This window comes from Pseudomonas asiatica, assembly GCF_009932335.1.
Classification (GTDB): domain Bacteria; phylum Pseudomonadota; class Gammaproteobacteria; order Pseudomonadales; family Pseudomonadaceae; genus Aquipseudomonas; species Aquipseudomonas asiatica.
This window is the reverse complement of record NZ_BLJF01000001.1, coordinates 1,382,098-1,398,939: the sequence shown is the minus strand read 5'-3', so window position 1 is coordinate 1,398,939 and position 16,842 is coordinate 1,382,098. Positions and strand designations below refer to the sequence as shown.

Genomic DNA, 16,842 nt, shown 5'->3' with positions numbered 1-16,842 from the left:
TAGCAATGGCCTTGCATCCCACCGATGAGGCCATGTAGGTAAGGAACGTAGTGCCAGTTGTTGTCGTCCCTTGATACTGCGACTGACAGGCGTAGCTTCTGATGTCGGAGCCCTGCCCAGGCTCTGCGATCAAGTCTACGAACGCAGGAACCCCCCCAAGGAATTGGGCCGGGAAAGTCCAGCCCACATAGCCTATGCCCGCAGGGGGTAAGAGGGTTGCACCGGCGGTCTGACAGATCATCAAACCGCCGGCGAGTTTGCAGTACGTTCCATTTGAATTACTTCCGTATTCGACAACGGCACCTCCGCCTTGTGTGACGCTGCCCACCAACGCAGCTGTGGCAGCTGATCCCAGGCCCAACCCGGTCCTCGCAGAGGACTGCGTATCACCTCCGGTTCCTCCTTTAGCCACGGGAACTACGTTCTCGGTCGAGACGGAGCCGAGGCGGGCCAGCGTAGAACCCCATTGATCGACTATCTGGCGCAGACGGTCTGCAGACTCCTTCACGTACCCCTGCATAGGGGCCAAGCCGTAGGCTCCTCCGGATACGGTCGACCCTTGGTAGGCTGGCAAAATGCTCAGCACCGTACCGCTGGCAATGTTGGTCACTTCATACCAGCGGCCATCAGGGCCTTGAAACGCATCCCCTACCCGCGAGTTGGCGGAGAAGTTGGTGCCGGCACCGGTCACCGTCGTTTGGCCGGCCGTGATCGCAACCGTGCCCGTTCTGTACCATGGCATGCTTGGTTCCTTTTAAAGAGGTTTCATTGGTCGAGATGCGAAGAGGGTCCGACCATTTGCTGTAAGTGGGTTAATCCCTGAACCGTTGTCGCAATACATCTGCAGCACAGACCTGTTTCCAGGCAGAAAACCGCCGAAATTGGCGCGAAATGGTTGGGTTGTTTGTCCAATGGCAGTGACAGAAAACAAAGCATTCGCCAATACATAGTCTTGGTAACTACCGGTCCAAGGCATTTGATTGCTAGGCGCATACCAGGCCCCACCTGTGAGCGGATCTCCAGCCACAACAAAGGAGTTGGACGCAGGCTGACCGTTGAGCAACGCCAGATTAGCGGTGGTGACAAAGGTCCGATTGCCTGCGGCGTCCCGGACCGAGGCTCCGTATTGCCCGGGAGCTGCATCCGGCACCATGTAACTCGCGCAGAACCAATTGATCATCATCGGATAAAGCGCAGCTTCTCCATGCCCGGGTTGGTAGTTCCAGGCTTTAAGCCTGAATCCTGTCCAGTTCCCCGGGCTACCTTTCACCGAAAAGTTACCGACCATCATGTAGTCATCGGCATTCAGAAAGACCATTGGTCTTTCATATGTGGTGATCGGCGCAGCAAAATTCACATCAGCCCATTGAATCTGGTTTTTGCTACCAGGTCCTTGGAATCCAATGTTGAACCTCCCGTTGTAACGAACCGTTAGCACCTGGTTAATTGAATCGATCTGCGTTCGAATGTTGTTGTTCGAAGCGCGGATGCCAAAAGAACCAGGTGCAGCGAACGGCTCGCCACCCAACGACAGAATCATCACCTGCCAGGTCTGGGTGTAGGGTTGCCGCAATTGCAGTTGCCCCGTGGAGTACCATGCTTGGGGGCTGCTTGTGTATTCTCCTCCGTCGTACAGTGCATCCACGACCACGAAAGACTGCGCCTGGATCTCTGGAATGGAGATGTACTGGTCGAACGCACCATTTCCAGCGACCTGCATCATTTTCAGCGACCGCACCGAAGTGATAGTGGTGTCCAGGGTGGCAACCCCGGACGCATCACGCGTCCGGAGCCCATAGAGATCGGCCATCAGGTCATCCTCCCCAGTGCAGCGCGCTCCACGCCGTTCAGGTCATACACGTAGATGCCACCATTGGTGATCAGCACATTGCCACTGGCGTCCTGGCCGCGCAGGGTGAACGTGCCGTTGACCATGTTCAGTTCGATCAGCGGACGCCCAAGGGAGTCCACGGCCTGGGATCGCAAGGTCATGCCGAGGATGATCTGCTGAATGAAAGCCTGGTTGATGAACGCCTGATTGATGAAGACCTGGCCGTCCTGCACCACGAACGGCGCTGACAGCGTGCCGTTGATGCCGTTGACCACTGCAAACCTGTCAGCACTGACCAGGAACTGGCTCTGCAGGCCGGCAGGACCGTTCTCGATACCGAGCCCGACGCCCGCGGCAACGTACTGCCCCTGGGCGTTCACCTGGAGCTTCACGGACCACATAGCATTTGCTTTGCCATCAATATTCGCTATCGCCTGGCTGGAGGTCTGAACCGAAGCATTCGTCTTCGCCAGCTCGCTGTTCGTCTGCCCGATGGACACCTGCAGCGTTTCGGTGCGAAGCGCCTGCGCTTGGTCGCTGGCCGCCCTAACCTTCGACTCATCAGCGATTTTGGCCGTGGACTCCCACGACTTCATTGCGCTTGCAAGATCACCCTCCCCGTCTTCGTCACGGTCGGCCTGCGGCGTTACATAACTCGCCTCCATCAGCCCGATCCGCTCCGCCAGAGCCTGGTCCCCATCAGTCCTTGCCACCTCCTCCTGGGAAAGTCCGGCTTCGTTCTCGCCGACCCGACTTTCCAAGGTGCTGAACCTGGTCGCGGAAGACTGCTCATTGGAAGCCACGACTCTCTCCAGCTCACCAATGGAAGCGCTGTTGCCGCCTACGTCCGCATCGAGCTTGGTTATCCGCTCCACCACCGCAAGGTTTTCGCTTGCCCTCGTTCGTACTTCCTGTGCGAAGCTGGCCTTCGAGTTCCATCCGTCGATGGCGTCAGAGAGGTCCCCCTCGCCATCATCATCGCGGTAGGCGGCCTGAACGGCCTGCAGCATCGCAGCCTGCGCTGCGACCTTGCCGTCAATGACCCCGATATCGCTGGTGTTCTTGCTCACCGCGCTGGCCAGCGCGCTCGACGTTTCCGCGATACTGCCGATGTCCACCCAGTAGGCCGGATTCGGCGGAGCGTTGGCACCGCTCGCCGCTGCCGGAACTGGCGCGATTGCCAGGTACAGGCGCTGTCCCGAGCGAACACTGTCGTTCTTGGCGTAGGCCTGGGTGGCGACATACTCGAGGGGGTCCTCCATGTCGCTGATCAGCTCCTCCAGCTCCTGCTTGGCCTGGTTGATTCGATCGTTGACCGACCCGGGAACATCGCTGGAGATCTTCTCGATTTCTTCCTGCAGGTGCTGTGCGAGCTGTGTTTCTTCGATCTGACCGGCCAGAGCCTCGAGCATCGCGGTAACGTCGTTCGACGTGGACGCGGCACTCTTCAGGAAGCCACTGACCCCGTAGGCGTTGCGGGAGCGGATGAAGTAGAAGTAGTTGGTGAAGAACGCCAGGCCGGTGTGCGTCAGGCTGAGGCCCTGCCCCAGGTAGGTCGCCTGCGCAGCGGTAGCCTGCGGATCTTCGCTGTAGAAGTACTCGTAGGTGCCGCCGTTCAGCCCGTGCTGGACGTTGCTCGGGAACAGGGTAATCGTGTCGATGGTGGACTGAACCGTGCACGCCTCGGGAATTGGCGGCCCGTCAATGTTCACGGTGATACTGGCTTCGCCGGAGCGGGTCAGCGGACCGAGAGCGGCCACACTCATGGTGTAACTACCAGACGGCAGGCCCGACAGTGGCAGCTTGAGCGCCGTAGCCGGTACCTGCTGGGCCTGCACTGCGGCCGCGCCTTGGCGAATCGTGATGGCGTAGCCCGTGACCACGCCGTAGGGCGCCACCCACGCCAGGGTACCCTGTACCGACTCGGCATTTTCCTCGGTCGCCCAGGCGAGTCCGGTTGGACTACCCAGACCGCCAGCTGGCAGTTTGATGAAGCCGATCGGATTGTACGGCTGGCCCACGGCGTCGTCGAAAATTGCCGGTTCGTTCTGGGCAACCGAGACGTTGCAGCCACTGTCGGCGCTCATCGACCAGTCAGTGACGATGAACTCGCCCACGATATTCAGGGATGGCAGGTTGACCTTCACCGAGCGGCCAGGGCGGCAGTTGTAGCCCATGAAGTTCATGGGGATCGACAGGGTGCCACCTGCGCGCCGGCGGCGCAGTTCGATGTTCGCCAGGCGCTGGGCCTGGTACGGGTTGCTGACGTAGGAGAACGACAGTGTTTCTGCCGCCTCACCGCCGTCGGCCACCACCCATTCGCTCACCGACACCTCGGGATAGTCCGTCTCGGCCCAGGCCTGTGTCGGGTCCACGAAGGTACCGCGAACGGTATTGATCGCCGAGTCGTTGGTCGGCTCGGTGCTGCCGGTGACGGTGCCGATCACCATGTCCTCAGTGATCTCGAAGTCGTACGGGCCGTAGTAGGCACCGACCTGCAGCATCCAGCGACCGCCGACACGGATCAGCTTGCCACCGCATGCCGCCTCCAGCTTCTGCATCACCTGGGTGCGCGACTCGTCGGCGCCGATGACACAGCCGGAGCGGTATCGCGCCGAGGTGCTGCCGTCTGCGTTGGCCAGCATCTCATCGCACACGCTGGCACTGTTGGCGAAACTCGCGAACACGATCTCATCATCCGGCACGCCGCACCGGTTGCGCAGGAACCAGAGGATGTGAAGTGCGGTGTTTTCGCTGTAACCGGCGGTCCCGGTCCGAGGATCGTAGATATCCCGGCGCCCGCGAAGTACGAAGCGTACATCCGGGATGCCAGAGGGATACTTCTCGGCGCTGTACTTGAACGACAGCCGGACGAAAGACAGGCCTCGGCCAATCTGGGTGTCGCGCCAGTCCGGGCTGTTGGCTTTCAGGAAGGCATTCACCTGAGTCGGGTTGGTGACCAGTTCATAGGAGGCGTGCTCGCCGTAAGCCTGAACGACCTCCTCCCCCAGGAAAATGTCTTCCAAGCCATCGATCTCCCCCTCCGACAGCACGTAGACCATGTGCAACCATTCGCCGTCAGTCTGGTCGCCGGACTGCTCCTGCCCCCAAGCTAGAACGCCACCAGTGCTCACCCGGCCCAGCACGTACCGAGCAGCCGCCTTGGACGAGCGCAGGGTCTGGCTGGAAGGCTCACTGGTGCGCAGCGAGCCGGTATCGAGCTTGTCCTGCTGAGACGCAACGTAGAACGCCATCGCTGCGCCCGCCAGCGCGCCCCAAGGCCCGCCCTGGATGAAGCCGATGGCCGCGCCGATAGCGACCTGGGCAACCTTCTTGACTGCTGAACTCATTCAACTCTCCACACCGTCAAAGGTTCGCACTCGATACGCCCGACCCCATCGGGGGACACCGACCAGAACTCATCCGCCCAGAACACCGCCACGCCTCGCCCGTTGGGGCCGTCGTACAGAGCGATGTCGCCCCGCTGCAGCAGGCCTGGCTGGATGCGGACAAAGCAGGCATCCCAGGCGGCCTCCAGCGAGCCGTGCAGCTTCTTCAGCAGGCGCTTGGCTCCGGCCTCAGATGAATACCGGCCCCGATAGGCTTCGGCAGGATCGACACCGCACACCGCCTGGGCGCAGTCGGCTGCAAACAGGCAGCAGTCAAAGTCGCCCCATGAAAAAGGCCGCTCGGTGGCGGCCTTGATCGTGTTGGCAAGCTGTGTCGTCCAATCGCGCTTTCGCATGGCTATGTCTCGTAGGTGAACTTCGGTGCGTCCTTGGAGGCGCCCCAGTAGATGGGCCAGTCGGCGATTTGGGCGATGGCGAAGAAGAAGCGGTCGTCCTGCCGGCGAGCCCGGTGATTCTCGTCGGTCCAGCGCTCGGTACCGGTCCGGTTCCACTCGGCCATGCGGTCGATAAGGGGAACCGTGATGCTGTTGCCCTCCTCGCCGTTGCCCGCATAGGAGAACTTGGCGGCGTCCATGCGCCCACTGAACAGGATATCGGCGGCATAGCTGCCGTCCTGGTCGAACACCACGAACATCAGCTTGCCGTTGCGCCCCCGGCACCCCTTCAGCGAGGTTTCAGTGATGATCTGGGCGTCCAGGCCGTTGAGCGTCAGGTCCACCGACATGGGCGAACCCGAGTTGCTGCTCTCCTGCGACTGGCCGACCTCCCCGAAGCTGCCGACGCCCTGATAGGTGATGCCACCGATCACCAGGTCGCCGGTACCGGTATGCGCGAAGACCATCCCATCGGGGAAATCCAGCTGGCAGGCGTAAACCGCCATGAAGTTGCCCTTGGCGATGATGTCGACGACTGTCTGGCTGAACGGAAAAACACCGGTGGCCATCAGAATGCCTCTCGAAATTGCAGAGTCGAGTTCGAAACCACCGGCTGGGTAGTCCATTCGTTGGTGTCATCCATGCGGCGCATCTCGCAGTAGGGATTCTTGTACTCCACCGCACTGCCGATCGGGATCAGCTTGCGGATGCGCTTGTTCACCGCAATCACGGCTTTGCCAGCAGCGTCGGTGGAGGCGTGCTCCACCACCTCGAACATCTCCCCGCTGATGGTGATGAGATCGCCGCGGCTGAATACCGGCCGGCTGGCCAGCATGCCTTGCAGCTGCATGACGCTGGCCTGGGCATTGGCGACTGCTACCGTCGGCGTGCCGATGTTGTCCACCCGCGCTCGGGTGAGGTACGGGATGTTTACCGTGCCGAACATCCCGTGCAGGCGGCCCAGCAGCGAGGTCAGTTCGCGTTCGTCCTCCTCATACAGAACGCCGAAATTCATGGTGCATTTCCAGTAGGAGCCAGGCTGAGCCACGATCTGCTGCGAATTTGACAGCGAAGAACTGAAGCCCCGGTTGTTGTAGACGACACCCCAGGTGACCTCAGTGGGCTCCAGGTCCTCGGGCCATTCCTCCGCCATTGGGTCACTCCAAAAAGAAAGCCCGCCGAAGCGGGCCGAGCATAGTTACCGCCGCTGCAGCATCTGCCGCCCGGCGCCGTTGGTTTTGAAGTCTCGCAACATGAGCTCGTAGCCATCCCGCGCCCCCTGCTCGGCGGCACGCCGAACATCGGCCAGGGTGGCAGCGTTGGCCTGCCCTGACACCTGGATGTGCTGGGTGATGCCGCCAAAGGTAATCGAGGACTCTCCGCCACCTCCGCCAGCGCCAGCGGCCATGACGCCAAGGGAGCCATCCGGTCCCCGGTGAAGCGGCAGAATTGCTTCAGGCCCGGCCTCAGCGAAGATGCCCGCCCCCTTGGCGAAGGCGAGCATCTGCGGGCTGTCGTACACCCCGCCGGAATAGGCCGACAAGCTTGGCGAATCGTAGACCCCGCCCTTTGCGTTCGCGACGAACGAGCCTTCGCTGAATCCGGTCATGGTGCCCTGCCCCAGCGCCGCCCCACCGCCGCCCAGTAAGCCGAACGCCGAACTGAGGAAGCCAGCGGCCGCCTGGCGCACCTGGATGCGAATCAGGTCCTCAATGATCGCGTCCGCGAAGTCCTTGAACGACGCTTTGCCAGTCTTGATGAACTGGACAATGCCATCCTCAAGGTTGCTGAACGCATTGGTGAATAGTTCCTGAGTCTGGCCAGCGACATCGGCAGCGCTGTCGAGATAGTTCTCGAAGGCAGCCGATGCTCCATTGCTCCAGTCGGCCTGAGCCGCATCGATTTTGGTGAAGGTGTCTTCCTGAACCTGCACCAGCTTTGCGCCATACTCCTGGCGCAGGGCGATCTGCTTCTCCAGTTCCTGCCGCTGCTTCTCGTTCGAAGCTGTGGCCAGCTCGTCGCGCAGCGCCAGGATCTTGTTGTTGTTCTCCTGCTCGAGCGCAAGTCGAGACTGGGTACGACTTGCCCGTTTGTCGCCCATCCCAACCGACGCGGCGGCGGCATCACCCTGCTCCTGCGCAATCGCCAGTTGACGTTCTAGATCGGCCTGGTACTTCATCGCCTGGGACAAGCCGGTGGATGCCTGGACGGCCTGGTTGAACTGGGCAGCCAACGCAGCAATCGCACGACCATACTCTTCGGTGGTGATCTTTTTCTGGGTCAGTAGCAGGTCCAAGCCTTGGGTCTGCTTCTTGAATTCATCAGCGGCCGCACCAACCGGGTCGTAGACCTTCTTCAGCTGCTGGTAGGCGGTTTCCGCCTCTTTCAACTGCTGGGTCAGTTTTGACTGCGCCGAGGTGGCATCCTTCGTTTCGGCCTTGGCCGATTTGTCGGCCTCCTTCTGGGCGTCGACGGCTTTTGCGCGATCACGGATCTGCTTCGCCAGGTCACTCTCGGACTTGATCTTGTTGTCCGTGATGAAGCGCTCAGCAGCCTCGGCCGCCGTCTTGTCCTTGAGCGTGGCAAGCTGCTTGTCCAGTGTATCGAGATACGTCTGTCCGGCAGAGGTGGCTTTCGCGTCAGCATCGGAGGCAGCGTTGGTCGAGACGGTTTTGCTGTTCTGCTCCTTGGTATAAAGAGCCACGACGTCAGCAGCTTTCTTCGCGGTCTCGCTAGTCTTGGAGTAACTACCGGCAGCCTCGCGCATATTGCGCAACGCTTCTTGCGGGATGTTAAAGCGCGTACTGAGATCGTCCAACCAGTCGGACAGACCCTTGCCGGCATTGCGGGCTTCATCTGCCTCTCCAGAGATTCGAGCTGCAACCGTAGAGCCGACGCCCTGTCTCACGGTGGAGAGAAAGTCTTTGTAGGATTGCTCTGCATCAGCAGCGGCCTGCTCCTGCTGCCGCATCGCGCCCACCAACATGGCGCCGCGCTGGTCTTTATCCAACTCCTTGAATGCCTTGCGAAGCTCTTCTATCGGCCTCTTCAGCCCCTCCAAATCCTCCCTGGCCGACTGAGCATTACTTCCCATGGTCAGGAAGGCAATGCCCGCCCCGACAGCCAAGGCCGCCAGACCTGCTGGCCCGCCGAGGACGGTCATGAGTACCCCTGAGGAGGCTTTCACTGCGGCCTGGGCTACTCCAAGTCGAGCGGTTGCGGCTGTTTCAGCCATCCTGGCTTGGGCTAGCTCAAGCGACATTGCAGTCTGAACGGCAGTTCCCCGAGCGGCATCGGCCTCCTTCTGAGCTCGAAATACTGCCGAAGTCGCAGCGATCTGATCGGCCTTCGCTGCCATCAACGCCGCTTGCGCCTGAGCGTTGGTGGCTCGGGTGCTTTCGACGGTGGAAACGAGCCCCTTGCCGAGAGCTGCGACGTACCCGATGAAGCTGGCTGTCAGCTTGGTGCCGATCGCACCCAGCAGAATATTCACGTTATCCGCCAGGAACGCGATAGCGGTGCCCAGGGCTTCTGAGGCGCCATTGTCGGTCATCCCTTGGAGCTTCCTGGTTACGCTCTCGATACCAGGAAGCAGCCCTACGACCAACTGGCGGGTCGCGCCATCCCATGAGTTTTCGAGGTCTTGAACTGACTTGTTCAGCTTGACCATCTGGCCAATATCGAACGCCGAGATGATTGCTCCGGATTCATCGGCTCGCTCACCCGCCTCCTTGAACCCCTGCCCCGCGTTTTTGAGCAGCGGAACAAGGGCAGTGGCTTCATCAGCCATCTGCTCCATATAGCTGGTTATCTGCTGCTGGCTGGCACCGGCCTTCTCGAGCGAGGTGTAGTAGAGCTGTAATGCTTCCGGACCGGATAAGCCCTTGAAGCTTTCAGCTGTTACTCCTACCTGAGGGGCGATCTCCTTGAAGAAGTCCTGTAGCTCACCGCCGCCGCGGGAGATGAACTCCCCAACCCTGTCGGTGGTGTCTTTGAAAATGTCGGCAAGCTTATCCTGCTCTACACCTACAGACTTTGCGCCTACCGCCAACCGCTGGAAATCTTCTACAGATGTGTTAGACAGAAGAGCCAGAGTTTGAACTTCTTGGGCGTAGCTGAGGGTCGAAGTGGTCAGCGCAACCAAGCCAGCAACCGCACCAGCTGCTGCAAGCCCAATGCCCGTGAAAGCACTCCCTACCGCTTCGCGCAGCGCGACGGAGTGCGATTCAACTCGGTCAAAGGCATCGTCGACCTGCTTGAGGCTTTTATCAATGCTGCCACCAGTCTTGGAGACTGCTGAGTCAGCTCTCGCCATCTCTTGTCTCAGCTGAGCGGTAGTTGCCTCAATCCGTACAAGCATGCCCTGAATGTCGGTGTCGGCCATGATTTTCCCCGTATCATAAAAAAACCCGCCGAAGCGGGCTTTGTCATTGCAAGTCTCTAGATGCCGTGATGCACATCATCTGCATCTACTGGAAGATAGAATCTGTACTTATCTATTAAGCTAAACTTTAAGCTAGGGAAATATAGAGAATCCCTAGCCACTTGCCTCTGATCTACATAAAATGACTTTGGATGCACGTAATCAATACTTCCGCCATCAGTCACTCTCTGCGCTTCATAAAAGCAATTTGCTTCATGCAACCTGCCGCTTGCCCTATATGAGAACTGAACAATAACCGTGACGGGCTCAAGCCAACCTTCAACGTAACTTCTGTGGTGAGGAGCAGTTGGATCAGATTTCTTATCTTGGTCCGGTATCGCCCCGGAAAGGATTTTCTGCACGGCCAGATCCTTTGTATCCGGAGCACTTTCCTTGATTTGCCCTATGCATTGTTTCATCAGCCGAGATGAGGCGGCAGCGTTGTTATCTACCATCAGTCCTAGTCCAACAACAGCAGCAAGCACCGCGCACAGAGATCCAAAGATAACCAGAAGAACTTTCACGATAACCCTCCTTGATTGAAGGAGGCACCATAGCACCTAACCTCGTCTTCCTGTCAGTGCCATCCTCAGCTTGTCAGCGACATTCGATGCAGCTGGCTTCTCCTTCGCTCCCTGCTTCTTCCCGCTGCCGAACGGATTGGTCATTTGAGTCCACTCAATTCTGGCATCCATGGCCATGAACAGTTCAGGAAGCGGCGTAGACCAGGCCACATCAGGCGCCCAACCCAACCAGCCGGTGGCGATCCCATAAAGCCGGTCAACGTAGCTGCCGTCCTCGACAGCGCTTACGCCGTCCCGGCCTGGTCGTTTCCCGGTTCAACGCCTCGCGGATTGTAGAGAGCGCCAAGGTACCTGGTTACTGGCGGTGTCAGCCCGGCCACACCTTCCTGCCAGACCTTCTCGGGCAACGCTTCGGCAGCCTTCCCTTCCAGGCCGGCGCCGGCGGCAATGATGAAGGCCACCGCATCCACGCCGACTGCATGCAGGGCTCCAGATGCGCCGCGCAGACCGCCGAAGCGGCTCTCGATCGCCCTCACCGCTTTGAGGGTGGGACGAAGGGTGAACTCCTCATCGCCTAATTTCACGGTCATGGTGCCGTGCAGAGTGTTGTTCATAGCTCAGTCCAGTGAGGCCGGGGCCGAAGCCCCGGTTCAGTTATGGGGTGACCGGTGCCGGCAGCAGCTCGAGGATGTCGGAGTTGATGCCGATCGAGATGTTGCGACGAACCACGTTGTCGGCTGCGCCAGGCGCCACGGTGTTGTTCATCACCTTCCCGCGGAAGTAGAACGTAGTCGGGTTGATCACCGGGGCAGCATCCGGGTCGCCGTCGTTGAGGGTGATCTTGATGTTGTAATCGCCCTTGCTGCGGTCCTTGTGGGCAGTCTTGACCGCGTTCTGGCCTGCATCGCCGTTGTCGAGGCCAACGGTGACGGTCAGGTCGCCGGCATCTGCGGTTCCCTTGTACTTGCGCACCCGGCCATCCTTGAGCGAGGTGAAGCTCACGCTGCTGAAGGTGTCACCGAACTCGCCCAGGTCCTCGATCTCGCCAACTTCGACGTAGGTGTCGGCCTTGTACTCGGTTTCGGTGTCCGCGCCGGTCTTGCCGCCGATGAAGAAGCGGCAGCCGGCGGCTGTGTTGAGGTTGTCGTCGGCCATGAGGGTTCCTCCAAAGGCACATTGGATAAAAGCCGCGGCGCGGCCGTTGGGTGGTTCAGTGGGTGGTAATCACGCGGACGGTGATCGAGCCCTGGTATGTGATGCCGTCGGCGTCGCGTTGGGCGTCGGCCTGCTCGACCCGGACGGAAACAGCGCGGCCCACCTCCAGCGGTAGACGGCGCTCGTCGAGCGCGGCGACGACCTCGCCGTTGATGCGCTTGACCTCCGCTTGGCCCACGGCATCGGACCAGACCGACAGGTACAGCAGGCGCGTTTCGCGCTTTCGGCCAGAGATCGGGCTGCTGTTGACCGAGACCTCCCGGTCGATCGACACGTACGGCATCGTCGCATTCAGCGGCGCACCGTCGTAGATCGGGCAGCTAACCTCGGTTTGAAGCCTGGCGAAGATAGCCTCCTGCAAGGCCAGCGATGGATCAGCCATTGCCTACCCCCTGGCTCGCCTTGCGCAGCGTGCGCCGGACAGCTTCCTGAAGGTCGGCCATCACGAATTCGCGGTTGACGTCCAGCGACGGTCGCAACCACGGGTGAGCCGGCCTGGCGGGTATGTCCGGGTACTTACCAAAGAAGTGCTGCCCATCCGACTTGTTCTTGGTGTCGCGCTGACGAAACGCATTGCGGCGCCCTTTCAGCTTCGACTTGTCGCGGTTGTTGGTGTGCACACCGCCAACCGCGTTGCGGTCGGCCCGCTGGTACATGCTGCCGGAATAGCCCTTGGTGCCATACTCGAGGAACCGCAGGTAGAAGAATCGGCGGTTGTCCCGCTTGCCTCTGATGCCGACCTGGGCATCCAGCCCGCTTGGGGCGACGTAGACCCGCAGGGCCGCCGACGCGGCGCCAGTGTCCTTCGGGATCAGCTGCTGCTGGGTGGCCAGCACGCGTGCAGCCGCTTTGGCCATGGCCGGCTGCAGTTCGTTGTCCATCGTCTGGTGTATGTTGCGCAGCGTCCGGCGCAGCCGGATATCGCCGCGGATACTGGACCGGCGAGCCATGACCTACTCCTTGGCCTGTGCGGCCTTCGCTGGCTTTTCGGCCTTCTCGATCATCTTAACGGCGTAACCGCGAGCGATCAGGCCCTTGGCGTACTCATCCTCTACATCGAAGATTTCACCCTTCTCGCGCTCGCCAGAGGCGCCTGTCAGCGGCCCCAGTGCTTGAATTTTCATGGTTCACCTCATGGGTTGGGGACGCTGGAGCACAGCAGCCGCAGCATGTCCCGTTCGTTGTTGAGCAGCGGCGCCTCGACCTGGTAGGTCATGCCCGTGCGCTTCTCGGTCAGCCGCCACCCGGCGATGATGTCCGAGCGCGGCCGTATGCGGATCTCGGCGCTGATCACCGCCTGCATCTGCTCGGCCACAGGTGAAACCCTGCCAGTGGGCGTGGTGACCTCCGCCCAGACTTCGCCGACCTCCAGCCAGGTTTCAGTGGCCCCGCCGGAGCGGTTCTGCTCGCGATGGGGTTTGAAGATCCGGCAGCGATGCCGCATTGGTCCGGCTTTCATCAGAAGCGCTTCCTGTACCAGAGCAGCCTTTCAACGGCGAGCGGCATGGCAGTGGCGATGGTGCCCACGGCAACAGCCTCGCGGTTGGCGTACCAGTGGCCGACCAGCAGTAGGACCGCCTGCTCGACATCGCCGGTCAATCCCATCTCCTCGGGCTCAACTGGGTCAGTCCCTACCAGCTTGCGGTCGCAGTGCTGCTCGACATGGGCCTTGGCCGCTGCGATGTAGCCGCTGATCAAAGCGTCTTCCTCGTCGCCGTCGACCCGCAGGTGCATCTTCACGGTGGCCAGGTCGATCATCACTTGCTCTCTTTCGGCGCGGTAGGCTTGGTTTCCTTGGGTCTCACCGCCTTCGCCTTACCGTCGCTATCGACTTCTTCGGCTAACCCCTTGCCGATCAAGGCGTGAGCGTATTCGTCATCAGCCTCATCGAAGGTTTCACCGGCCTTGACCTTGTTCGAAGTTCCGCCCAACAGCGCCCCGTTGCCGACGAAGCCCCACAGAATCTTGATTTTCATGCTGCCTCCAGAAATGAAGAGGCCGGCAATATGCCGGCCTTCAGTGGGGTTAGGCGGTCGGGAAGCGCCCTTTCACCAGAGCTTCCTTACGGCGAACGCCGAGCCCCAGGCGCTCCTCGACCAGCAGCGCCCGCTCGTTCTTGATGAACTGATCGTTGATCAGGCCCATTTTGAACACGAACGACATGCGGTCGAACAGCGTGGTGGAGCGAGCGAAGTTCGCCACCAGGAACTCACCACCGTTGGTGCCATCGCCCTCGTCCATGCTGTCGGAGGTGATCACCGGACGCCCCCAGAGGATTGGGGTGACCAGGCCTTGCAGGTTCGCGAACAGGTAGCGGTTCTCGCCGTCCTTTTGCAGCTCGATGTTCATCCAGTCCAGCTCGGTCATCACCGTACCGTCGGCGGACATTTGCGACTGCTTGCGCACCTGGTAAATGGCGCGACGAACCAGGTCGATAGCGGTATCGCCGGCTTTGCTCAGGGCGGTGTCGTAGGTGGTCGCCTGGGTCATCAGACCCGGCAGATTCTCACCGGTACCGTCACCCTTGAGGATCTGCGCCTCCTCTTCCAACTTGAGGTCGTAGCGGAGCAGTTGCTGAAGGTAAGCGAACATCTGCGGTACGTCATCCAGCGCCTCGTCGGTAACTGGCATCCACACCGCAAGTTTCTTCACGCGATCGGTGACCGGCTCGAAGGTGACGTTGCTGGTCGGCTTCAGGCCGCCCTCGGCCACCGGTGCGGCGCCCCGGGTGTGCAGTTTCTCGCGGAAGTAGGTGTACTGCTGGCCGGTTACCGGGATCGATGTCAGCAGGTCACGGATGCGCAGCTCCTGGCGGATCCCGGGTTGAATCACTGGATCGTAAACTGGCGCAACGATGCCGGCGCTGGTCACCTTCATTTCTTTCATGCTGGCCATGTCAGACTTGGTGACTTCGAGTTGAGCCAGCGCGGCGTTCTTCTGATTCAGCGACTTGTAACTCTCGTCGCCCTTGATGAGGTCGATGAAGCTCTTACCCTCGCCGGGCTGGCCTCGCAGTTTGACGCCCTTCTGCTCCAGGTCCACGACCTGGTCGATGACTTTCTGCAGCTCGCCCTTCTGGTCTTCGATCTGCTTTTTCAGATCAGTGGTGACCTGGTTGCCCTTCTGGACTTCATCCATGGCTGCATCGTACTTTTTCTGCAAGCCATCAAAGCCGGCCTTCAGTTGCAGCTCCAGGGAATCCTTCAGTTCTTTCACTTCGCTCATGGCGACACTCCGAAATATTGGGTGAACAAGTTGGGAATTTCTTTCAGCTCATCCACGATCGCCGTGGCCTCGCTCCCGCCATCACGGCGTAGCGCGGTGTAGCCGAGCGAAGCGACTGCCGCCGCTTCCTTCTGCGAGAGGCCCATGCGTTCGCGCAGGGCCTTCTCGAAAAGCCTGATGTCCGACTTGACGCTGAGAACCTGGGCCTCCGGGTTCATGCCGAACGGGACGAAGGACGCCTCCCAGAGTTCGGCCTCCTTGATGAGGCGCACACGCCGGCCTGCGCGGTCCTCGAAATCTGCCTTGATGGTGTTGAAGCCGATCGACATACTGTCGAGGATGTCGGCCTTCATGAGCTCATAGGCGTCGCGGGCGTAGCTGACATTGAGGTTGACCTGGCCCTTCAGCAGCAGGCCGTGGTCGTCCTGGGTGTAGTCGGCGGCCCCCACCAGACGGGTCAGGTCGTGGTACAGGGCCAGCTTCAATTTGCCGTTTCGGGTGGCCTTCACCCGGGTGAAGGCTCCGGGCATGATTACGTCGTCGCCCAGGTCGACGTTGTTGAACACCGCGGCGTAGCCTTCGAAGTTGCCGGCTTCGTCTACGGCCTTGAGTTCGAACGGGACTTCAAGGTTCGCCATTGGTTTGCATCTCCCATCGGGTGACCCGGTTGTATTCTTCGCCTTCCAGGGGAGGCAGGTTTTCCTTCAAGCGGACCTCGTTGATGCTCATCCAGCCGGAACCGCCTGAGCCGCCGAGAGCGCCGCCGTAGTAGGTGGATCGACCAGCACTATCGGCACGCATTAGCCCCTCGACGACGAACTCGAGGAAGCGCCCGGACGCACCAAACAGCTTGCTGTTGAGCTCGTCCTCGATGGTGTCGATGTAAGGCTTTAGGCCAAAGGTGATGAAGCCGATCAATTGCTGCTCCAAGTTGGAGCCCATGATTGAGGTCTTGCCGGCGCGGTTGGCTAGCCAGAGTGGCACGCCGTAGATGCCCGCCAGCGCTTCTTCCTGGAACTGCTGGGATTCAATGAACTGCGCATCCTTCTGAGAGATTCCGGCGGGGTGAATCTTCGGTCCGCCCTGCAGGATCGCCATCTTGCCGATGTCGTCAGTGTCAGCCTTACGGACATCCGGGAATCGCTTGAGGATCTGTTCTTGCTGCTGTTCGGTCAGAAAGCCGTCGTAGATGACATAGCCGCCGGTAAAGCCGCCTTTGCGCATGAACCGGGCCGACCACTGCTGGCCCGCTTTGGCCAATCCCATGGTCTCAGCCTGGTACTCAAGCGGGGAAAGGCCAACAATCCCATCCAGGCTAAATAGCTTGAAATGCAGCATGTTCTCGGGCGACACCGGAAACGGGTCACCCTCTGCGGGCGTCACCGTGTAAAGCAAATCGTCTTCGGTATCGATCTTGACCGTTCGGCCGTCCAGCGGGACCAGACCGATCACATCACCCTGCCCATTGCGCTCGATCAGCGCGAAGGCGTTGCCACGCAGCGCCATGTTCACAACCACGAACTTGAGAAAGTTCAGCATCGTCATGTACGGGTTGGGCTTGCGCAGCAGCTTGAGCATGCGGTCGTTGCCGCTGATCATCTGCCGGCCGCCCTGCTTGTCCTCGTACAGTTTCAGCGGCAGGCCACTCAGCGATTCGGAAAGCACCTTGACGCAGGACCAGACCATGCTGATGGACAACGCAGTCCTCGTCGTGATCCGCACGCCCGCCTTCGTCCGCCTTCCACCAACCTCCAGATCGGCCTCGACGTAGTTTCCGGTGGCCGGATCGGTGTAACCGAAAAATCCCCAGGTCGCGGGGTTGTACCATTTGAATGCCATG

General features: G+C 60.4%; 18 protein-coding genes. All 18 read right to left on the bottom strand.

Features of this window, described 5'->3' with window-relative positions:
- Positions 1-754: 754 nt before the first annotated feature.
- Positions 755-1,810, bottom strand: coding sequence for a hypothetical protein (locus GYA95_RS06640; RefSeq protein ID WP_137108987.1), 1,056 nt, complete (start codon positions 1,808-1,810; stop codon positions 755-757).
- Positions 1,810-5,181 (bottom strand): phage tail protein, encoded by a 3,372-nt coding sequence (locus GYA95_RS06635; protein WP_161551355.1) that lies wholly within the window; start codon positions 5,179-5,181, stop codon positions 1,810-1,812. Before GYA95_RS06635 ends, GYA95_RS06640 begins: the two co-directional genes overlap by 1 nt.
- On the bottom strand, positions 5,178-5,576 hold the full coding sequence (locus tag GYA95_RS06630) for a DUF6950 family protein (protein WP_015271413.1): 399 nt from the start codon (positions 5,574-5,576) through the stop codon (positions 5,178-5,180). The genes GYA95_RS06635 and GYA95_RS06630 overlap by 4 nt, the downstream gene beginning before the upstream one ends.
- A 2-nt stretch (positions 5,577-5,578) precedes the next feature.
- On the bottom strand, positions 5,579-6,184 hold the full coding sequence (locus GYA95_RS06625) for a hypothetical protein (protein ID WP_015271414.1): 606 nt from the start codon (positions 6,182-6,184) through the stop codon (positions 5,579-5,581).
- Positions 6,184-6,768 carry a hypothetical protein gene (locus GYA95_RS06620; RefSeq protein WP_015271415.1) on the bottom strand — a complete coding sequence of 195 codons (585 nt, stop codon included), beginning with the start codon at positions 6,766-6,768 and terminating at the stop codon, positions 6,184-6,186. Before GYA95_RS06620 ends, GYA95_RS06625 begins: the two co-directional genes overlap by 1 nt.
- A 45-nt stretch (positions 6,769-6,813) precedes the next feature.
- On the bottom strand, positions 6,814-9,999 hold the full coding sequence (locus GYA95_RS06615) for a phage tail tape measure protein (protein ID WP_161551354.1): 3,186 nt from the start codon (positions 9,997-9,999) through the stop codon (positions 6,814-6,816).
- Between the two features lie 56 nt (positions 10,000-10,055).
- A complete protein-coding gene (locus tag GYA95_RS06610; protein WP_103462141.1) occupies positions 10,056-10,562 on the bottom strand; it encodes a hypothetical protein in 507 nt (168 codons plus the stop codon).
- 284 nt (positions 10,563-10,846) lie between these two features.
- Entirely contained in the window at positions 10,847-11,176 is a 330-nt protein-coding gene (locus GYA95_RS06605; protein ID WP_015271417.1) for a hypothetical protein, read from the bottom strand.
- Positions 11,177-11,216: 40 nt separating this feature from the next.
- Complete coding sequence (locus GYA95_RS06600) at positions 11,217-11,717, bottom strand: hypothetical protein (RefSeq protein ID WP_015271418.1); 501 nt, start codon at positions 11,715-11,717, stop codon at positions 11,217-11,219.
- Between the two features lie 55 nt (positions 11,718-11,772).
- A complete protein-coding gene (locus tag GYA95_RS06595; protein WP_015271419.1) occupies positions 11,773-12,159 on the bottom strand; it encodes a DUF3168 domain-containing protein in 387 nt (128 codons plus the stop codon).
- On the bottom strand, positions 12,152-12,727 hold the full coding sequence (locus GYA95_RS06590; protein ID WP_015271420.1) for an HK97-gp10 family putative phage morphogenesis protein: 576 nt from the start codon (positions 12,725-12,727) through the stop codon (positions 12,152-12,154). The genes GYA95_RS06595 and GYA95_RS06590 overlap by 8 nt, the downstream gene beginning before the upstream one ends.
- 3 nt (positions 12,728-12,730) lie before the next feature.
- Positions 12,731-12,901, bottom strand: coding sequence for a hypothetical protein (locus tag GYA95_RS27600; protein WP_015271421.1), 171 nt, complete (start codon positions 12,899-12,901; stop codon positions 12,731-12,733).
- Positions 12,902-12,909: 8 nt separating this feature from the next.
- On the bottom strand, positions 12,910-13,236 hold the full coding sequence (locus GYA95_RS06585; protein ID WP_015271422.1) for a phage head closure protein: 327 nt from the start codon (positions 13,234-13,236) through the stop codon (positions 12,910-12,912).
- Positions 13,236-13,535 (bottom strand): head-tail connector protein, encoded by a 300-nt coding sequence (locus tag GYA95_RS06580; RefSeq protein ID WP_015271423.1) that lies wholly within the window; start codon positions 13,533-13,535, stop codon positions 13,236-13,238. The genes GYA95_RS06585 and GYA95_RS06580 overlap by 1 nt, the downstream gene beginning before the upstream one ends.
- A complete protein-coding gene (locus tag GYA95_RS06575) occupies positions 13,535-13,753 on the bottom strand; it encodes a hypothetical protein (protein WP_015271424.1) in 219 nt (72 codons plus the stop codon). The genes GYA95_RS06580 and GYA95_RS06575 overlap by 1 nt, the downstream gene beginning before the upstream one ends.
- A gap of 49 nt (positions 13,754-13,802) precedes the next feature.
- Positions 13,803-15,002 carry a phage major capsid protein gene (locus tag GYA95_RS06570; RefSeq protein ID WP_015271425.1) on the bottom strand — a complete coding sequence of 400 codons (1,200 nt, stop codon included), beginning with the start codon at positions 15,000-15,002 and terminating at the stop codon, positions 13,803-13,805.
- The gene (locus tag GYA95_RS06565) at positions 14,999-15,640 is read right to left on the bottom strand and encodes an HK97 family phage prohead protease (RefSeq protein WP_015271426.1); all 642 of its coding nucleotides are present in this window, start codon (positions 15,638-15,640) and stop codon (positions 14,999-15,001) included. The genes GYA95_RS06570 and GYA95_RS06565 overlap by 4 nt, the downstream gene beginning before the upstream one ends.
- Positions 15,627-16,841, bottom strand: coding sequence for a phage portal protein (locus GYA95_RS06560; protein WP_043935848.1), 1,215 nt, complete (start codon positions 16,839-16,841; stop codon positions 15,627-15,629). Before GYA95_RS06560 ends, GYA95_RS06565 begins: the two co-directional genes overlap by 14 nt.
- Position 16,842 lies beyond the last annotated feature (1 nt).

Coding starts and splice junctions, on each gene's coding strand:
- GYA95_RS06640 (WP_137108987.1), bottom strand. CDS start 1,810: ATGGCCGATCTCTATGGGCTCCGGACGCGTGATGCGTCCGGGGTTGCC.
- GYA95_RS06635 (WP_161551355.1), bottom strand. CDS start 5,181: ATGAGTTCAGCAGTCAAGAAGGTTGCCCAGGTCGCTATCGGCGCGGCC.
- GYA95_RS06630 (WP_015271413.1), bottom strand. CDS start 5,576: ATGCGAAAGCGCGATTGGACGACACAGCTTGCCAACACGATCAAGGCC.
- GYA95_RS06625 (WP_015271414.1), bottom strand. CDS start 6,184: ATGGCCACCGGTGTTTTTCCGTTCAGCCAGACAGTCGTCGACATCATC.
- GYA95_RS06620 (WP_015271415.1), bottom strand. CDS start 6,768: ATGGCGGAGGAATGGCCCGAGGACCTGGAGCCCACTGAGGTCACCTGG.
- GYA95_RS06615 (WP_161551354.1), bottom strand. CDS start 9,999: ATGGCCGACACCGACATTCAGGGCATGCTTGTACGGATTGAGGCAACT.
- GYA95_RS06605 (WP_015271417.1), bottom strand. CDS start 11,176: ATGAACAACACTCTGCACGGCACCATGACCGTGAAATTAGGCGATGAG.
- GYA95_RS06600 (WP_015271418.1), bottom strand. CDS start 11,717: ATGGCCGACGACAACCTCAACACAGCCGCCGGCTGCCGCTTCTTCATC.
- GYA95_RS06595 (WP_015271419.1), bottom strand. CDS start 12,159: ATGGCTGATCCATCGCTGGCCTTGCAGGAGGCTATCTTCGCCAGGCTT.
- GYA95_RS06590 (WP_015271420.1), bottom strand. CDS start 12,727: ATGGCTCGCCGGTCCAGTATCCGCGGCGATATCCGGCTGCGCCGGACG.
- GYA95_RS27600 (WP_015271421.1), bottom strand. CDS start 12,901: ATGAAAATTCAAGCACTGGGGCCGCTGACAGGCGCCTCTGGCGAGCGC.
- GYA95_RS06585 (WP_015271422.1), bottom strand. CDS start 13,236: ATGAAAGCCGGACCAATGCGGCATCGCTGCCGGATCTTCAAACCCCAT.
- GYA95_RS06580 (WP_015271423.1), bottom strand. CDS start 13,535: ATGATCGACCTGGCCACCGTGAAGATGCACCTGCGGGTCGACGGCGAC.
- GYA95_RS06575 (WP_015271424.1), bottom strand. CDS start 13,753: ATGAAAATCAAGATTCTGTGGGGCTTCGTCGGCAACGGGGCGCTGTTG.
- GYA95_RS06570 (WP_015271425.1), bottom strand. CDS start 15,002: ATGAGCGAAGTGAAAGAACTGAAGGATTCCCTGGAGCTGCAACTGAAG.
- GYA95_RS06565 (WP_015271426.1), bottom strand. CDS start 15,640: ATGGCGAACCTTGAAGTCCCGTTCGAACTCAAGGCCGTAGACGAAGCC.
- GYA95_RS06560 (WP_043935848.1), bottom strand. CDS start 16,841: ATGGCATTCAAATGGTACAACCCCGCGACCTGGGGATTTTTCGGTTAC.